Source organism: Pseudomonas sp. MWU12-2020, assembly GCF_023100605.1.
Classification (GTDB): Bacteria; Pseudomonadota; Gammaproteobacteria; order Pseudomonadales; family Pseudomonadaceae; genus Aquipseudomonas; species Aquipseudomonas fluorescens_H.
The window spans coordinates 236,861-253,397 of sequence record NZ_JALMEX010000004.1 but is presented as its reverse complement, the minus strand read 5'-3'; the positions used below and the strand labels follow the sequence as shown (position 1 = coordinate 253,397).

The window sequence follows — 16,537 nt, the reverse complement described above, 5'->3', positions numbered from 1 at the left end:
CCCTGGCACGCGATTAATGCAGCGACGGCTTGGCGGCTGGCGGCACGTCGGCTTTCCTGGTTTCCGAGAACAGCAGCAGCGGCGCGACGCGCAGGTATTCCATGACTTCCATGTAGTCGCTTTCGCCGTCTTCGGATTCTTCCAGAGCGTCTTGCACCTGGGAGATCGCCGCGAGATCCTGCAGCACTTCGGTGGCTTCGGTGCTGAGCATGCTGCTGTCGCGGCAGTTCAGGCCGAAACCGCTGAGGAAGCCCTGGCACCATTGGCCCAGTGCGGCGGCGCGGTCGGCCAGCGGTGCGTCATCGGTTGGCAGCAGCAGAACGACGGTGACGTCGCTGCCGGTCAACTCACCCTTGACCATCTCTTGCAGGCCGATCAGGGCGTTGCGGACGTTGTCCTGTGGCTCGGTTTCCAGAAGTTCGGCGGCATCGATCAGCCACTCGTCGGCGTTGAAGCCGGCACCGGCGCAGCTGCGGCCGAGCAGCAGGCCGTGCAGTTCGGCAGGCGAGACGTTGTGGCCGCTGGCAGTCAGCAGGGTGGCAAAGGCTTGGTACGGGGAATTCGCAATGGTCATGGGCAGCTAGGCGCCAGACGGCGCTATGTCTAGAATGAAGGCCTTGTATCCTACATCGACAGACTCGCCAAGACTATTAAAGGCTGTCCGCCAGCCAGGCGCCTGCCGCCCATCAGATGAATTCAGTGGACACAATGGAAGACACCGACCTGCAAGCGCTGATGGCCAGACTCGAAAAGCTGATTACCCGAGTCGAGCAACTAAAGAGTCAAAACGCACTCTTACTAGCTCAGGAAAAGACCTGGCGCGAGGAACGCGCTCACCTCATTGAAAAAAACGAAATCGCCCGGCGTAAGGTCGAATCGATGATTTCGCGCCTCAAGGCCCTGGAGCAAGACTCATGAGTTCAAGCAATAGCGTTACCGTGCAGATCCTCGACAAAGAATATTCGATCATCTGCCCCCAGGAAGAACGCAGCAATCTGGTCAGCGCCGCCCGCTACCTGGACGGCAAGATGCGCGAGATCCGCAGCAGCGGCAAAGTCATCGGCGCCGACCGTATTGCGGTGATGGCCGCGCTGAACATCACCCACGACCTCTTGCACAAAGAAGAGCGCCCGGACGTCCAGGCCAGCGGCTCGACCCGTGAACAGGTGCGCGACTTGCTCGATCGTGTCGATCTGGTGCTGGCCGACGATCCGGACATCAGCAAGGGCTGATTCGCCAGGCCGCTTGAGGTATACTCGCCGCACTCCCTGGGGTGCTTGCCAGTTGACGATGTCCCTGAGCCGATTCGCACTACCCTGGAAGTTGCACGTTGGGCTGGTGTGCATGTCCGCCAGACGGAAAGCCTTAAAGTCTACTGCATCTTCCACCTTGAACTTTCGGGTTCAAGGGCTAAGTTGACAGCGGTTCATCCGGGGAGCCTGATTCGAATCCGATGCCGGTTTTTGCCGGCATCGGATTTTTTATGCGTGCGTTTTCGCCCTCACCTGCCGAAGCCGAACCATGACCGAACCTGCGCTGCTGCCCCGCCCGCAACTCCGCCGCCTGCTGCGCAAGGCGCGCCGTGCACTGACTCCCGGTGAACAACGGCAGGCCGCCAAAGGCTTGTTCCGGCAACTGGCGCAAGACCCGCACTTTCGCCGGGCCAGACACATCTCGCTGTATCTGCCCACCGATGGCGAAATCGATCCACGCCTGCTGCTGCGCGAAGCCCAGCGCCGCGGCAAGGCCACCTACCTGCCGGTGCTCAGCGCCTGGCCGCGAACCAAAATGGTGTTCCAGCGGATTCGCCCCGGCGAAAAGCTCAAGCCCAACCGCTTCCGCATTCTCGAACCACGAGCCAATCTGGCCCATCAGCGCAAGATCTGGACCCTGGATCTGGTGTTGTTGCCACTGGTGGGGTTTGACGATGCTGGCGGACGCCTGGGGATGGGTGGCGGTTTCTACGACCGCAGTCTGGCGTACCTGGCCCGGCGCAAAAACTGGCGCAAGCCGACGTTGCTGGGCCTGGCCCATGAATGTCAGAAGGTCGAACGCCTGGCGCAGGCCAGCTGGGATGTACCGTTGCAGGGCACGGTCACCGATAAGGCGTGGTATTTCGCGGGATAGACGCCGCGCAGATCAGCGGCGTCGGGAAGGCAGTTTCAGCGCTTGAAGGCGGTCGACTGTTGGACCTGTTGCGCGACTTCAACCGGAGCATCGGTCTTGCTCGTCCATAGACTTTGCGCGTAACCGGTGGTCACGACGCCAAGGCCGAACAAAATAACCAAAGTCCATAGCAAATCCGGTTTGCGTTTCATCGATTGCCCCCCTCAAGGCACATCATCACGATGACAGCAGCGGTTTCCATTCGTAGGCCGTGCAGCAGCGTCAAGCTTTAAAGGCCGGCATTTTGCGACAACGTGAACCTCGGCGCAAACGCTGACGTCAACCGACCGTCGGTTTGTCATAAAATTGCCCGACAACCTGCCCAATGACCGCTTGAGGAGCAAAAGACATGGCCTATTGGCTGATGAAATCCGAGCCCGACGAACTCTCGATCAAAGATCTGGAGAAACTCGGCAAAGCGCGCTGGGACGGGGTTCGCAACTATCAGGCGCGCAATTTCCTGCGGGCGATGGCGGTCGGCGATGAGTTCTTTTTCTACCACTCCAGCTGCCCGGAGCCGGGTATCGCCGGAATCGGCAAAATAATCGAGGCGGCGTACCCGGATCCCACCGCACTGGAACCCGAGAGCCATTACTTCGACCCGAAGGCCACACCCGATAAAAACGCCTGGACTGCGATTGATGTTGCACATGTCGAGACGTTTGCCCGGGTGCTGAAGCTCGATTATCTGAAACAGCAGACCGCCCTGGCTGAAATGCCGTTGGTGCAAAAAGGCAGTCGTCTATCGGTCATGCCGGTGACAGCCGAACAGTGGGCCGCCGTGCTCGGCTTGCGCTGAGAACTTGCCGGTCACGGTTTTTACCGACAAAAGGGGCTAGGCTTGACGCTCATTTGACTGACATCAAGCGAACGGAACGCTTGAACAGTCAGACTGCAAGCCACTGCCGCAGGATGCCCCCATGTCGACGCACAGCCGTTCTTCACTTCTATACGCCGGTTCGCTCCTGGTGTTACTCGCCGCCGCTGGCGGATTGGGTTACTGGATGTCCATCAGCAGCCGCTTGGTCGAAGGGCTGTCGATGGGCAACGGTAGGCTGGAAGCCACCGAAGTGCAGATCGCCAGCAAGACTCCCGGGCGCCTCGCCGAGGTGCTTGTGGATGAAGGCGACAAAGTCAGTAAAGGGCAACTGCTGGCGCGCATGGACACTCGAACCCTCGAAGCCCAGCGCAATCAGGCCGAAGCCGAAGTGTTGCGCGCCCGGGAAAATCTCAACGCCGCTCAGGCCAACGTGCAATTGCGCCAGAGTGAGCTGTTGCTGGCCCAGCAAGAGCTCGGGCGTTCGCAATCACTGTTCAAGCACGGTTATGTCAGCGCGCAAATCATCGATCAACTGCAGTCACGTCTTGGCACCGGTAATGCCGCCGTTGTCGCCGCCCGGGCCCAGGTGTCTGCTGTCAGTGCGGCGATTGGCGCGGCACAGGCTCAAGTCGCGCAGTTGACCAGCGAAATTGACGACAGCAGTCTGCGCGCGCCGATTGATGGCGTGATCCAGCTGCGCATGGCCGAGCCCGGCGAAGTGCTGGGGGCCGGGGGCCGGGTCTTGCTGCTGATCGATCCCAACGACCAGTACATGAACCTCTATCTGTCAGCCGCGGTGGCCGGACGCCTGGCGGTGGGCGACGAGGCGCGAGTGCTGCTCGATGCCTTGCCCGATAAACCGCTGCCGGCAAAAATCAGTTTCGTCGCGGCCAAATCGCAGTTCACCCCCAAAGAGGTCGAGACCCGGGACGAGCGGCAAAAACTGGTGTTCCGCGTCAAGCTGCGCCTCGTCCAGCCCAGCGCCGTGCCGCAGGCCAAACCCGGTATGCCCGGCGCCGGCTACGTGCGGATCGCGCCCGTCGAATGGCCGGCCAATCTGCAATGAGCGGCCTTGCGGTTCAAGCGAACGGTATCGCCCACCGCTACGGCAAACAGCAAGCGCTGAGCGACATTGCCTTCAGCCTGCCCACCGGCACCCGCTGCGGGCTGATCGGCCCCGATGGTGCGGGCAAGTCCAGCCTGCTGGGATTGATTGCCGGCGTGAAGACCTTACAGCAAGGGCAACTGGAGGTGCTCGGTGGCGCGATCGAGGATCGCCGGCATCGCGACACACTCTATGCGCGCATCGCCTTCATGCCGCAGGGGCTGGGCGGCAACTTGTACCCCGAGCTGTCGATCCGCGAAAACATCCAGTTCTTTTCGACGTTGTTCGGCCTGTCCAAGGCTGAAAGCGAGCAACGCATGCATAGCCTGCTGCTCGCCACGGATCTGCTGAAGTTCGCCGAGCGCCCCGCCGGCAAGTTGTCCGGCGGCATGAAGCAGAAACTCGGGCTGTGCTGCGCGCTGATCCATGAACCGGATCTGCTGATCCTCGATGAGCCTACCACCGGCGTCGACCCGCTCTCGCGCCGGCGCTTCTGGGAGTTGGTCGACGATGTGCGACGCCAGCGCCCGCAACTGACGCTGCTGGTTGCCACGGCCTATATGGAAGAAGCCGAGCAGTTCGAGCATTGCCTGATGCTCGACGCCGGCAAGTTGATCGCCACCGGCCTGAGTCGTGAGCTGGCGACCGTCACCTCCAGCGGCAAGCTCGACGACGCCTTCACTCATTTTCAGGGTGACAGCCATCACGACGCTCAACCGCTGGTGATTCCACCGCGCACCGGCAACAGCAGCGACATCGCCATCGAAGCCCACGACCTGACGCTGCGCTTCGGCGATTTCACCGCTGTGGATCACGTCAGTTTTGCCATTGGCCGTGGTGAAATTTTCGGCTTTCTTGGCTCCAACGGCTGCGGCAAGACCACCACCATGAAAGTCCTGACCGGGTTGATGCCGGCCAGCGAAGGCAGTGCAACGCTGCTCGGCAACCCGGTGAACGCCAAGGATCTGGCCACGCGCAAGCGGGTCGGCTTCATGTCGCAGAGTTTTTCACTGTATGGCGAACTGAGTGTGCGGCAGAACCTCGAGCTGCACGCGCGGCTGTTCGATCTGCCAAAAACCGAGAGTGCACAACGCATCGAGTCATTGATTCAGCGCTTCAATCTGCTTGCGGTCGCCGACCAGCCTTCCGGGGCGTTGCCATTGGGACTGCGCCAACGTCTGTCATTGGCGGTGGCGGTGCTGCACCGCCCGGAAGTGCTGATCCTCGATGAGCCGACTTCCGGCGTCGATCCGGCGGCTCGCGATGACTTCTGGCGACTGTTGATCGAGTTGTCCCGCGAGCAAGGCGTGACGATCTTCCTCTCCACGCACTTCATGAACGAAGCGCAGCGCTGCGACCGCATCTCATTGATGCACGCCGGCAAGGTCCTCGCGTGCGACACCCCGGCGGCGCTGCAACGCCAGTTTGCGGGAGAGACGCTGGAAGCGGCCTTCGTCACCTGCCTGGAACAGGCTCAGGGTGCTCAGGCATCAGCGCCTGTGGCCGAGCCGCAAATGGCGCCGCCGAGCGCTGCGACAACACCAGTGCCCCAGCACGGTTTCAGCCTCGGTCGCCTGTTGGCCGTGGCCAGTCGCGAAGGCAAGGAGCTGCTGCGCGACAAAGTGCGTATGGCGTTCGCCTTGGCCGGGGCGATTTTCATGATGGTGATCTTCGGTTACGGCATCTCGCTGGACGTGGAAAACCTCGCGTTCGCCGTGTACGACCAGGATCAGACACCGCAAAGCCGAGCTTATCTGGAGGCGTTTCGCGGCTCCCGGTACTTCGACGAACAGCCGGCCATTCATGACCCGCAGGAACTGCACCGGCGCCTGCAACGCTCGGAAATCAAACTGGCGCTGGAGATTCCCCCCGGATTCGGCCGCGATCTGTACGCCGGGCGCCAACCCGCCGTGGCGGCGTGGCTGGATGGCGGCATGCCGTTTCGCGCCGAAACCAGCCGTAACTATGTTGAAGCCGTGCACCTGGGCAATCTGCAACAGCTGGCCGAGCAGAGCAGCCCCGCGCTGGCCCACCCGGCGGCCGCTAGTCTGGAAACCCGCTTTCGCTACAACCAGGACGTGGTCAGCGTCAACGCCATCGGCCCCGGGGTCATGGCGCTGATCCTCGCCTTCATTCCGGCGATGCTCACGGCGCTCGGCATCGTCCGCGAAAAGGAGCTGGGGTCGATCACCAATTTCTACGCCACGCCCCTGACCCGTCTGGAGTTTCTGCTGGGCAAACAGGCGCCGTACCTGCTGGTCAGTCTGGTCAACCTCGCAGTGCTGGTGGCGATGAATCGCTGGCTGTTCGGCGTGCCGTTCAAGGGCAGCCTACTGACGCTGGCATTCGGCGGACTGCTGTATGTGTTGGCCACCACCAGCATGGGCCTGCTGATTTCGGCATTCACCCGCACACAAATCGCCGCGATCCTCGGCACCATGATCATCACCAGCCTGCCGACCATCCAGTTCTCCGGATTGATCGTGCCGCGCTCTTCACTGGAAGGTGCGGCAGCAGTGATGGGCATGCTGTTTCCGGCGGGGCACTTCCTCGACATTGCGGTGGGCACGTTCACCAAAGCGCTGGACTTGCGTCAGCTGTGGCCGCAGTGCCTGGCGCTGTTCGGGTTCTTTGTCGGGTTCACCGGGCTGAGCCTGATCATGCTGAAAAAGCAGGAGGCCTGATGCACAAGTTCGCGCACATCCTGCGCCTGGGACTCAAGGAACTGACCAGCCTGCGCCATGACAGCGTGTTGCTGCTGTTTCTGTTCTACGCTTTCACTGTGGCGATCTACATGCCCGCCGCCGGTTCGGTGATCGGCGTGCACAACGCCAGCGTGGCCATCGTCGACGAAGACCACAGCGCCCTTTCACGCCAATTGGCCCAGGCCCTGCAGCCGCCGGAATTCCAGACGCCGGTGCTGCTGCCTTACGCGCAACTGGATCAGGTCATGGACAGCGGTCAGTACACCTTCGTGATCAATATTCCGGCGGGCTTTCAAACCGACTTGCTCGCCGCGCGGCAACCGGCGATTCAGGTCAACGTCGATGCCACAGCCATGAGCCAAGCGTTCATGGGCGCCGGCTACATCGGCCGGATCTTCCAGCGCGAATTGCTCGACTATGCCGGTCAGGGCAACGCAGCGGCCAAGGCGCCCGTGCAACTGACTACTCGCGCCCTGTTCAACACCAATCTGGAGGGTGGCTGGTTTCTGGCGGTGATTCAGATCGTCAACAACATCACCATTCTGGCGATCATCCTCACCGGCACGGCGCTGCTGCGCGAACGCGAACACGGCACGCTCGACCATTTACTGGTGCTGCCGCTGACGGCGCTGGAAATCATGCTGGCAAAAATCTGGAGCAACCTGCTGGTGGTGGTGTTGTGCACCTGGCTGTCGCTGGAGGTGGTGGTCAAAGGCCTGTTGGATGTGCCGTTGGCCGGCTCGATGAGCCTGTTTTTGCTGGTGACTGCGGTTTATCTGTTTGCCAGTACCGCGCTGGGCATCTTTCTGGCGACGCTGGCGCGTTCGACGCCGCAGTTCGGTCTGCTGGCGATTCCGGTGATCATCCCGATGTTGCTGCTGTCCGGCGGCAGCACGCCATTGGACAGCATGCCGCGGTGGCTGCAATGGGTCATGCAGGGCTCGCCGTCCACACACTTTGTCAGCCTCAGCGCCGCGATTCTGTTTCGCGATGCCGGGCTGAGCGTGGTCTGGCCGGACTTGCTGGCGCTGACGGCTATCGGCCTGCTGTTCTTCGTCATCGCATTGGCGCGCTTTCGCAAGAGCCTGGCGTCCTGAACAGCGGCCAGCGTGGTTACTGAATGATCAGGTTGTTGAACAACAGATCTTCAACCACCGGTTTGCCGGTCTCGTCATTCATCACTTGCTGAGTCTGCTTCAGCGCTTCCTGACGCAGCTTCTCCTTGCCTTCGATGCTGCCCATCGCCTCGGTCGTCTGCTGGGTGAACAGCGCCACCAGCTGATTGCGGATCAGCGGCTCGTTGGCCTTGACCAGTTTGGTCGCCTCGTCGCCGGTCACACGCAGCGCCACGTCGGCCTTGTAGACCTTGAGCTTGGGCGTACCGTCCAGCCCGTAGTTACCCACGAACGGCGGGTTCAGGGTGATGTAGTTGACCTTCGGGGCCTCGCCTTCTTTGGCTTCTTCGGCCAGCGCTGCCATAGGCAGAGACAGGGCCAGCAACAACATGATCCACGCTTTCACAATTCGCTCCTTATCCGGTTTGCGGCCTAGCATAACGACCCGCCGCGCAAGCACAAGCTTATGGCTGACTATCAGGGTCGGGCATGCTCGTTGACCCGTTGACTGACACACCTACACTTATCGGCCATCACTCCCAAAGGAATAGCCCTGATGAAAGCCGTGCTGTGCAAAGCCTTCGGCCCTGCCGAATCGCTGGTGCTGGAAGACGTCGCCAGTCCTGTCGCGAAGAAGAACGAAATCCTGCTGGAGGTGCACGCCGCCGGGGTCAACTTCCCGGACACGCTGATCATCGAGGGCAAGTATCAGTTCAAGCCGCCCTTCCCGTTTTCTCCGGGGGGCGAAGCGGCCGGCGTGGTCAGCGCCGTCGGTGAGAAAGTCAGCCATCTGAAAGTCGGCGACCGGGTCATGGCCCTGACCGGCTGGGGCAGCTTCGCCGAACAGGTCGCGGTGCCGGGCTACAACGTGCTGCCGATCCCGGCGTCGATGGATTTCAATACCGCTGCGGCGTTCAGCATGACCTACGGCACTTCGATGCACGCCCTCAAGCAGCGCGCGAACCTGCAACCGGGCGAGACCCTGCTGGTGCTCGGCGCTTCCGGCGGCGTCGGTCTGGCGGCGGTGGAAATCGGCAAAGCCATGGGCGCCCGAGTGATTGCCGCCGCCAGCAGCGCGGAAAAACTCGCCGTGGCCAAGGCCGCCGGCGCCGATGAACTGATCAACTACAGCGAAACCAGCCTCAAGGACGAAATCAAACGCCTCACCGACGGCCAGGGCGCCGACGTGATCTACGACCCGGTCGGCGGCGACCTGTTTGACCAGGCCATTCGCGCCATCGCCTGGAACGGCCGCCTGCTGGTGGTCGGCTTCGCCAGCGGGCGCATCCCCGAACTGCCGGTCAACCTCGCCCTGCTCAAGGGCGCGGCAGTGGTCGGCGTATTCTGGGGCTCCTTCGCCCAGCGCCAGCCGCAGGAAAACGCGGCGAACTTCCAGCAGTTGTTCAGCTGGTTCGCCGAGGGCAAGTTGAAACCGCTGGTGTCGCAGGTGTATCCGCTGAGCAACGCGGCGCAAGCGATCAATGATCTGGGGCAACGCAAGGCTGTGGGCAAGGTGGTGGTGCAGGTGCGCTGAGTTTTTCAGGCCGGTGACTTCCCGCAATCGGCTTGAGCCGCGCACAGCAGCGACGCAGCGTCACCCTCAACGGCGCTGCGTCGCCACCTGTCAAAGCAAATCACGAACCTCCCCCGGCAGAAAACTCATGTATCTACGCATGGGGTTTTCCCGGCAGCCCCTGACGATCATCGGTACGCGCCGGTTCATCTCGGCGATGATCGCCAGTCGCTGCTCATAGGCCAACTGACTCTTGTGGATCACGTTCGAAATGTACGCACGGGTGTAGTCGAACACCTTCGCGTCAACCAACGCGTGCTCTGGCATGTTTCTGAAACCGCCATTGATGACGTGACACTTAACTGACTTCAGCCACTGATTGATGTCGATCGGCTGATCCAGATCCAGGCGAAAGACTATCGGCGCAACGACCGACTGCTCCGCCGGCCGCTCTCCCGCTACCGTCCAGGGTTTGAATCGCCACTGTGTTACCGCATCTTTAACCACCTCAGCCAGCTCGGGATGAGCACTTTGCACAATGTTGATCCCGCTGACCGAACCATCCGCCTTGACGATGAAGCTGACCCTGACCTCGCCTTCGACCCCGGCTCTGGACAACACCTTGGGGTAAATCGGCATGGGATTGTTTTCGGGTATGAGCAACCCTTCCGCTGCCAGCGCGAGGCTGAAGATCATCAATAAAAGCCCAGCAAAAAACCATCGCATGATCCCGCCCCTTCCCTAGTGAAATGCCTGTTCGGCAACTACAGAAAGGTTACGGAGCAAGGTCCTTTAACTGAATGGCGCAGCTTCGCTTTGCGATGCAGGACATTTCCTGATCTCGGTGAGAATTCTGGCCAGCCCCCTGCGCAAAGGGCTTCAGGTACATTTTCTGACGGACGTTTAGCCGCCGCTTGCACCAGCGAGGTCGCCCGGCAACAGGTGTTCCTGCACTTTATGGCTGCGAGACGGGATCAGTCGCCCGTTCTCATCGAAGCGCAGGACGATCAGCCAGTCGAATACATCATCCGGCCATTTTTCCTGTCCCATCAGCGCTGTCGCGTCGCCGCCGAACGCCTTGATCAGCTTATTGATATGGCCGTGATGCCAGGCGATCAGCACCGTCGGCGCCTGATTGCTCTTGCGCAACAACCCGACCAGTTGATGGAGATCGCCATTGACGTAGGGCTGCTCGATCGGCAGTTTCAAACGCTCGGACAGCGGCGTCAGCGTCAGGCGCGAACGCGAACTCTCCGGGGTGTCGCCGGCAGCGATCAAGCGCTGGGGGGTGAGCGTCTGGCCGTCGAGTTTCAGCGGATTGAAATAGTCGACGTAGGCGGCCGCACGCTGTTCGCCGCGGGCATTGAGTACCGATCCCGCATCCGGCTTTTCCGCGTGCCGAATGATCAGCACCGTGGTGTTGCGCAGACCGGAATGGGCCGGATGATCAGTGACGATCAAGAGCAGCATGACAACGGCGATTCCAGCCGCCACCAAAAATCTCGGCACCAACATGCGAACCTTCAGTGACATTTCTTATCTCGGCTGATCAATCGGCTGAACGGGCCGCGAGTCTAAGTCACCCAATGTTAACAAGGGGTGAAAACGCCCTGTTCTTACAGCTGAGCGACAGGTTCGTAAAAGAACGTGCGACTTCCAACATTTTCCGCTGTTTTGCCGATGCGAACCGGTGCTATTTTCGGTAACGAAACTGTAACATTCGCATCCGCAGTCAAAACAAGAAATCTGGAGCTCTTGAATGTTTGCTTTCTTTCGACCTGCCGCACATCAGGCTCCATTGCCTGAAGAAAAAATAGACAGTACTTACCGACGCCTGCGCTGGCAGATCTTCGCCGGTATCTTCTTTGGTTACGCCGGTTACTACCTGCTGCGCAAAAACTTCTCGTTGGCCATGCCGTACCTGATCGACGAAGGCTACAGCCGTGGCGATCTGGGTCTGGCGATGTCGGCCATCGCCATTGCCTACGGCCTGTCCAAGTTCCTGATGGGCCTGGTCTCCGACCGTTCCAACCCGCGCTACTTCCTGCCGTTCGGTCTGCTGGTTTCGGCGGGAGTGATGTTCATTTTCGGTTTCGCGCCGTGGGCGACGTCCAGCGTGACCATGATGTTCATCCTGCTGTTCATCAACGGCTGGGCCCAGGGCATGGGCTGGCCGCCGAGCGGTCGCACCATGGTTCACTGGTGGTCGCAGAAGGAACGTGGCGGCGTGGTTTCGGTATGGAACGTGGCGCATAACGTCGGTGGCGGCCTGATCGGCCCGCTGTTCCTGATCGGCATGGGCCTGTTCAACGACTGGCACGCAGCCTTCTACGTTCCGGCAGCGGTGGCGCTGGGCGTGGCGGTGTTTGCCTTCATCACCATGCGCGACACCCCGCAATCGGTCGGCCTGCCGCCGATCGAAAAGTACAAGAACGACTACCCGGAAGGCTACGACGCCAGCCACGAAGACGAATTCAGTGCCAAGGAAATCTTCGTCAAATACGTGCTGCGCAACAAAATGCTCTGGTACATCGCCATGGCCAACGTCTTCGTCTACCTGCTGCGTTACGGCGTACTGGACTGGGCGCCGACCTACCTGAAAGAAGCCAAGCACTTCGACGTCGACAAGACTTCGTGGGCCTACTTCTTCTACGAATGGGCGGGCATTCCGGGCACGCTGCTGTGCGGCTGGATGTCGGACAAGATCTTCCGTGGCAACCGTGGCCTGACCGGCATGGTGTTCATGGCGCTGGTGACCGTTGCGACCCTGGTTTACTGGCTGAATCCGGCAGGCAACCCGACCGTGGACATGATCGCGCTGTTCTCCATCGGCTTCCTGATCTACGGCCCGGTGATGCTGATCGGCCTGCAGGCGCTGGAACTGGCGCCGAAGAAAGCCGCCGGTACGGCAGCGGGCTTTACCGGTCTGTTCGGCTATCTGGGTGGTTCGGTCGCGGCAAGTGCGGCGATGGGCTACACCGTTGACCACTTCGGCTGGGACGGTGGTTTCGTGCTGCTGGTGGGCGCTTGCCTGCTGTCGATGGCCTTCCTGGCGCCGACGCTATGGCACAAACAAGTCGCCAGTCAGAGTCGTGAAGCCGTCGCCTGATCGGCTTTTGACTGGCAGCGCTTGAGCCGCGCCTCCAGATTTCGATCCGGCATGGCGTGGCTGCGCAGGGCGTGGGCGGTCTGCTCGACATAATCGCGAGTGGTGCCGTAGCGCCCGCAAGCGCTTTCGAACACCTGACTCAGCACATGATCCGGCAAGTTGCCGGCATAGCTGGGCAGGTGTCGCTCCAAAACAAACCCCAACGCCTGAACCTGGCTACCGTCCTCAAGACGGCAGTTGAGCCAGTGTGGGCGATAGGACGGGAACGGCATCTCGCGTTTCCACAGCGCGTACAGCGCAGCGTCGAGATTTTCTTCCGGCAGCCGATAGGCAAAGCCGCTGCACGAACCGCCGCGATCCAGACCGAACACCAGCCCGGGCATTTCCGGCGTCCCACGGTGCTCGTGCGACCACAGATACAAACCGCGATGATAGCCATGCACTCGCCCGCGCACCCGCTCCACCGCCGAACATTCCGGGCGCCAGATCAGCGACCCGTAGGCGAACAGCCACACCGGCCCGCCCTTGTGGCGCGCCATGGTCGATTGCATGGAAGCGAGAAGTTGTTCGTGAGTGAGCTGCGGCCCCAGATCGAGCCGCGGAGGATAAGCCAGATTCAGAAAAGCAGATTCTATGGCTGTCATGACGGAAGTGTTCGGCCCCGCAAGTATTACAAGATGTAAGCGCAATTCGTTCGATAGAACATATAGCAGTAAATCTAAAACGAAAAGTGCTAAAGGATGTATGACCTGCTCGATAGCGCTAAATCGGGTGTATCAGTCAACGCTATGCGGTTTCATATAGCCTAATACCATTGCCGAAATTTCTTAAATACCCGAATGAAATATGCATAAGCCTTCGCTTGTTCAGGATTGGTTCAAGAAAGCGCAGGAATCTTCCTACTAAACTGTCGGACTTTCTGTCTTTCCCGTCGCTGAACGCCTACGTATAACGGCCTTCCTCTGGCGCAAGCCATCCCGTTTAACCGAGGCTGCACAATGAAGAAACCAAGGCTTTTGGCCGCATTGCTATTGATTCAAACCGACCAGGCGCTGGCCGAGGATGACAATCAAAAAGACCAGGGCTTCTGGTATGCACAGACCAGTGTCTACACCCGACATTATTCGCCCGACCCCGAACACAATAATCATCAGGACTTGATCGGCATTGAACGCAATCAGGCTTCCGGCTGGGTATTTGGCGGGGCAACTTTCCGTAACTCGTTCCGCCAGCGATCGAATTACGCCTATGCCGGCAAACGCTATGACAGCAGCGAGTATCCGGTGTATCTGAAAGTCACGGGTGGGCTGTTGCAGGGCTATCGCGGTGATTACAAGGACAAGATTCCGTTGAACCGCTACGGCGTTGCGCCGGTGATCATTCCGTCCGTCGGCACTCACTACGGCCCATTGGCCGCCGAGCTGGTGTTTCTCGGCGCCAATGCGGCGATGGTGACGACCGGCGTGCGTTTCTAGGGGCGCGGCTCAATTCGCACGGATCAGGATCGAGGCGCGTAGGCAAATACGTCGGCGCGCATCTGGTGTGCATCCATGCCGGCTTCAACTAACGCATCCAGCGTGCCGTAGACCATCGCCGGCGAGCCGCTGGCGTAGACGTGCAGGGACTTCAGATCGGCGAAGTCTTCACACACGGCCTGGTGCAACATCCCGCAGCGCCCTTCCCAACCGCACTGGTCGCTGACGACTTTGTGCAGGAACAGATTGGGCAGCTTCAACCATTCGTCCCAATGCTCGATCTCGTAGAAATCTTCCGGACGGCGTACACCCCAATACAGATGCACCGGGTGTTTGAAGCCGTTGGCACGGCAGTGTTCGATCAGGCTGTGGATCTGGCCCATGCCGGTACCGGCGGCGATCAGCACCAGCGGCCCGTCGGGCAATTCGGCGAGGTGAGTGTCACCGAACGGCAATTCGACGCGCACCAGCGGGTTGCGCTGCAGTTGCTCGATCAGACTCAGGGCACTGGCTTCGCGGGCGAGTACGTGGATTTCCAGATCGCGCCCGCCGTGCGGCGCCGAGGCCATGGAGAACGCCGACTTCTCGCCGCTCTCACGCTCGATCATCAGGTACTGCCCGGCGTGATAACGCGGCGGCTTGCCGGCCGGCGCCCGCAGACGCACGCGCCAGGTGTCGCCGCCGACGTCCCGGCATTCGATGACCTGACACGACAGGCTGCGCACCGGCAGTTCTCCCAACGCGAGCACGCCATCCCACAGCAGGATGCAATCTTCCAGCGGCTCGGCTATGCAAGTGTAGAACTCGCCGTGGTCGTGCACCTTGCCGGCCTGTTCGACCCGGCCTTCCACCAGCAACGCCGCACACACATGGCAATTGCCGTTGCGGCAGCTTTGCGGGCAGTCGTAGCCCAGGCGCCGCGCACCATCAAGAATCCGCTCACCGGGCCGTATCTCAAGCACCGCTCCGGAGGGCTGCAGGGTTACACGCATCAATCTATTCCTAACTGATTCCAGATGGCATCGATCCGCTGGGTGACGGCGTCGTCCTTGACGATCACACGGCCCCACTCGCGAGTGGTTTCGCCCGGCCACTTGTGGGTGGCATCCAGGCCCATTTTCGAGCCCAGGCCGGACACCGGAGAGGCGAAGTCGAGGTAGTCGATCGGCGTGTTGTCGATCATCACCGTGTCGCGCTTGGGATCCATGCGCGTAGTGATGGCCCAGATCACGTCGTTCCAGTCCCGGGCGTTGATATCGTCGTCAGTAACGATAACGAACTTGGTGTACATGAACTGTCGCAAAAACGACCAGACGCCGAGCATCACGCGCTTGGCATGCCCCGGATACGACTTCTTCATCGTTACCACGGCCATGCGGTACGAGCAGCCTTCGGGCGGCAGGTAGAAGTCGGTGATTTCCGGAAACTGCTTCTGCAGGATCGGCACGAACACTTCGTTCAGCGCCACGCCGAGAATCGCCGGCTCATCCGGCGGACGACCGGTGTAGGTGCTGTGGTAGATCGGCTTGATCCGGTGGGTGATGCGTTCGACGGTGAACACCGGGAAGCTGTCGACTTCGTTGTAGTACCCGGTGTGGTCGCCGTACGGGCCTTCGTCGGCCATTTCGCCCGGATGGATCACGCCTTCGAGGATGATCTCGGCAGTGGCCGGCACTTGCAGGTCGTTGCCACGGCATTTGACCAATTCGGTGCGGTTACCGCGCAACAGACCGGCGAAAGCGTATTCGGAAAGGCTGTCCGGCACTGGCGTCACTGCACCGAGAATGGTCGCCGGGTCTGCACCCAGCGCCACGGACACCGGGAACGGCTGACCCGGGTGCTTCTCGCACCACTCACGGAAGTCCAGCGCACCGCCACGGTGGCTGAGCCAGCGCATGATCACCTTGTTGCGGCCGATCACTTGCTGACGGTAGATACCGAGGTTCTGGCGGTCCTTGTTCGGGCCTTTGGTGACGGTCAGGCCCCAGGTGATCAGCGGGCCGACGTCACCGGGCCAGCAGGTCTGCACTGGCAGCATCGCCAGGTCGACGTCGTCGCCTTCGATGACCACTTCCTGGCACACCGCGTCTTTGACGACTTTCGGCGCCATCGAAATGATCTTGCGGAAGATCGGCAGTTTCGACCACGCGTCCTTCAGGCCCTTCGGCGGCTCCGGTTCCTTGAGGAAGGCCAGCAGCTTGCCGATCTCGCGCAGTTCGCTGACCGACTCGGCGCCCATGCCCATGGCCACCCGCTCCGGGGTGCCGAACAGGTTGCCGAGCACCGGAATGTCGTAACCGGTCGGTTTCTCGAACAGCAGCGCCGGGCCCTTGGCCCGCAGTGTGCGGTCGCACACCTCGGTCATCTCCAGCACCGGCGAGACGGGAATCTGGATGCGTTTCAACTCTCCGCGCTGCTCAAGCTGCTGCACGAAATCCCGAAGATCCTTGAATTTCATTGACGATGGCACCCTCAAAATAGGCGTACATCCTACCTGCTCTGACGGGCAAACAGCAGCCCGTCAGTGCC

General features: G+C 60.8%; 18 protein-coding genes and 1 other RNA gene. 11 read left to right on the top strand and 8 right to left on the bottom strand.

Annotated elements, in window-relative coordinates:
* Nucleotides 1-13: 13 nt before the first annotated feature.
* Nucleotides 14-574: a YecA family protein gene (locus M0814_RS11525; RefSeq protein ID WP_103483642.1), complete on the bottom strand. Its 561-nt coding sequence runs from the start codon at nt 572-574 to the stop codon at nt 14-16.
* Nucleotides 575-708: 134 nt separating this feature from the next.
* Here M0814_RS11525 and M0814_RS11520 point away from each other — a divergent pair, with 134 nt between their 5' ends.
* From M0814_RS11520 to M0814_RS11505, 4 genes are all read left to right on the top strand, one after another.
* On the top strand, nt 709-918 hold the full coding sequence (locus M0814_RS11520) for a TIGR02449 family protein (RefSeq protein ID WP_103483758.1): 210 nt from the start codon (nt 709-711) through the stop codon (nt 916-918).
* A complete protein-coding gene (locus tag M0814_RS11515; protein WP_003229305.1) occupies nt 915-1,232 on the top strand; it encodes a cell division protein ZapA in 318 nt (105 codons plus the stop codon). The genes M0814_RS11520 and M0814_RS11515 overlap by 4 nt, the downstream gene beginning before the upstream one ends.
* 30 nt (nt 1,233-1,262) lie before the next feature.
* Nucleotides 1,263-1,441: non-coding RNA, 6S RNA (ssrS, locus tag M0814_RS11510), on the top strand.
* Nucleotides 1,442-1,521: 80 nt separating this feature from the next.
* Entirely contained in the window at nt 1,522-2,127 is a 606-nt protein-coding gene (locus M0814_RS11505) for a 5-formyltetrahydrofolate cyclo-ligase (RefSeq protein WP_103483643.1), read from the top strand.
* Nucleotides 2,128-2,162: 35 nt separating this feature from the next.
* On the opposite strand, the gene M0814_RS11500 is transcribed toward M0814_RS11505, so the two are convergent.
* Nucleotides 2,163-2,318 (bottom strand): hypothetical protein, encoded by a 156-nt coding sequence (locus tag M0814_RS11500; RefSeq protein WP_003229308.1) that lies wholly within the window; start codon nt 2,316-2,318, stop codon nt 2,163-2,165.
* Between the two features lie 197 nt (nt 2,319-2,515).
* On the opposite strand from M0814_RS11500, the gene M0814_RS11495 reads away from it, so the two are divergent.
* The 4 genes from M0814_RS11495 to M0814_RS11480 all read left to right on the top strand — a co-directional run bounded on the left by M0814_RS11495 (nt 2,516) and on the right by M0814_RS11480 (nt 7,893).
* Nucleotides 2,516-2,965, top strand: a complete 450-nt coding sequence (locus tag M0814_RS11495) for an EVE domain-containing protein (RefSeq protein ID WP_103483644.1) — start codon at nt 2,516-2,518, stop codon at nt 2,963-2,965.
* A 121-nt stretch (nt 2,966-3,086) separates the two neighbouring features.
* Nucleotides 3,087-4,052 (top strand): efflux RND transporter periplasmic adaptor subunit, encoded by a 966-nt coding sequence (locus tag M0814_RS11490; RefSeq protein ID WP_103483645.1) that lies wholly within the window; start codon nt 3,087-3,089, stop codon nt 4,050-4,052.
* Nucleotides 4,049-6,775 (top strand): ribosome-associated ATPase/putative transporter RbbA, encoded by a 2,727-nt coding sequence (gene rbbA, locus M0814_RS11485; RefSeq protein ID WP_103483646.1) that lies wholly within the window; start codon nt 4,049-4,051, stop codon nt 6,773-6,775. Before M0814_RS11490 ends, rbbA begins: the two co-directional genes overlap by 4 nt.
* Complete coding sequence (locus M0814_RS11480; RefSeq protein WP_103483647.1) at nt 6,775-7,893, top strand: ABC transporter permease; 1,119 nt, start codon at nt 6,775-6,777, stop codon at nt 7,891-7,893. Before rbbA ends, M0814_RS11480 begins: the two co-directional genes overlap by 1 nt.
* 16 nt (nt 7,894-7,909) lie before the next feature.
* Here M0814_RS11480 and M0814_RS11475 read toward each other — a convergent pair whose 3' ends face one another.
* Nucleotides 7,910-8,317 carry a flagellar basal body-associated protein FliL gene (locus M0814_RS11475; protein ID WP_003229316.1) on the bottom strand — a complete coding sequence of 136 codons (408 nt, stop codon included), beginning with the start codon at nt 8,315-8,317 and terminating at the stop codon, nt 7,910-7,912.
* Nucleotides 8,318-8,467: 150 nt separating this feature from the next.
* On the opposite strand from M0814_RS11475, the gene M0814_RS11470 reads away from it, so the two are divergent.
* Complete coding sequence (locus M0814_RS11470) at nt 8,468-9,445, top strand: NADPH:quinone oxidoreductase family protein (protein WP_103483648.1); 978 nt, start codon at nt 8,468-8,470, stop codon at nt 9,443-9,445.
* A gap of 90 nt (nt 9,446-9,535) precedes the next feature.
* Here the strand turns inward: M0814_RS11470 and M0814_RS11465 are convergent, their stop codons facing one another.
* Entirely contained in the window at nt 9,536-10,150 is a 615-nt protein-coding gene (locus M0814_RS11465; protein WP_103483649.1) for an energy transducer TonB, read from the bottom strand.
* Between the two features lie 177 nt (nt 10,151-10,327).
* The gene (locus M0814_RS11460; protein ID WP_103483650.1) at nt 10,328-10,957 is read right to left on the bottom strand and encodes a flagellar basal body-associated protein FliL; all 630 of its coding nucleotides are present in this window, start codon (nt 10,955-10,957) and stop codon (nt 10,328-10,330) included.
* Nucleotides 10,958-11,183: 226 nt separating this feature from the next.
* Between M0814_RS11460 and glpT the strand changes: the two genes are divergently transcribed.
* Entirely contained in the window at nt 11,184-12,533 is a 1,350-nt protein-coding gene (gene glpT, locus M0814_RS11455; RefSeq protein WP_003229323.1) for a glycerol-3-phosphate transporter, read from the top strand.
* On the opposite strand, the gene M0814_RS11450 is transcribed toward glpT, so the two are convergent.
* Complete coding sequence (locus tag M0814_RS11450) at nt 12,509-13,177, bottom strand: gamma-glutamylcyclotransferase (protein WP_045122668.1); 669 nt, start codon at nt 13,175-13,177, stop codon at nt 12,509-12,511. The two genes, glpT and M0814_RS11450, sit on opposite strands and share 25 nt — an antisense overlap.
* A 354-nt stretch (nt 13,178-13,531) precedes the next feature.
* Between M0814_RS11450 and M0814_RS11445 the strand changes: the two genes are divergently transcribed.
* Complete coding sequence (locus M0814_RS11445; protein WP_103483651.1) at nt 13,532-14,008, top strand: sn-glycerol-3-phosphate transporter; 477 nt, start codon at nt 13,532-13,534, stop codon at nt 14,006-14,008.
* A gap of 23 nt (nt 14,009-14,031) precedes the next feature.
* On the opposite strand, the gene M0814_RS11440 is transcribed toward M0814_RS11445, so the two are convergent.
* A complete protein-coding gene (locus M0814_RS11440) occupies nt 14,032-15,000 on the bottom strand; it encodes a CDP-6-deoxy-delta-3,4-glucoseen reductase (protein ID WP_103483652.1) in 969 nt (322 codons plus the stop codon).
* The gene (gene ubiD, locus M0814_RS11435; RefSeq protein WP_003229330.1) at nt 15,000-16,466 is read right to left on the bottom strand and encodes a 4-hydroxy-3-polyprenylbenzoate decarboxylase; all 1,467 of its coding nucleotides are present in this window, start codon (nt 16,464-16,466) and stop codon (nt 15,000-15,002) included. The genes M0814_RS11440 and ubiD overlap by 1 nt, the downstream gene beginning before the upstream one ends.
* Nucleotides 16,467-16,537 lie beyond the last annotated feature (71 nt).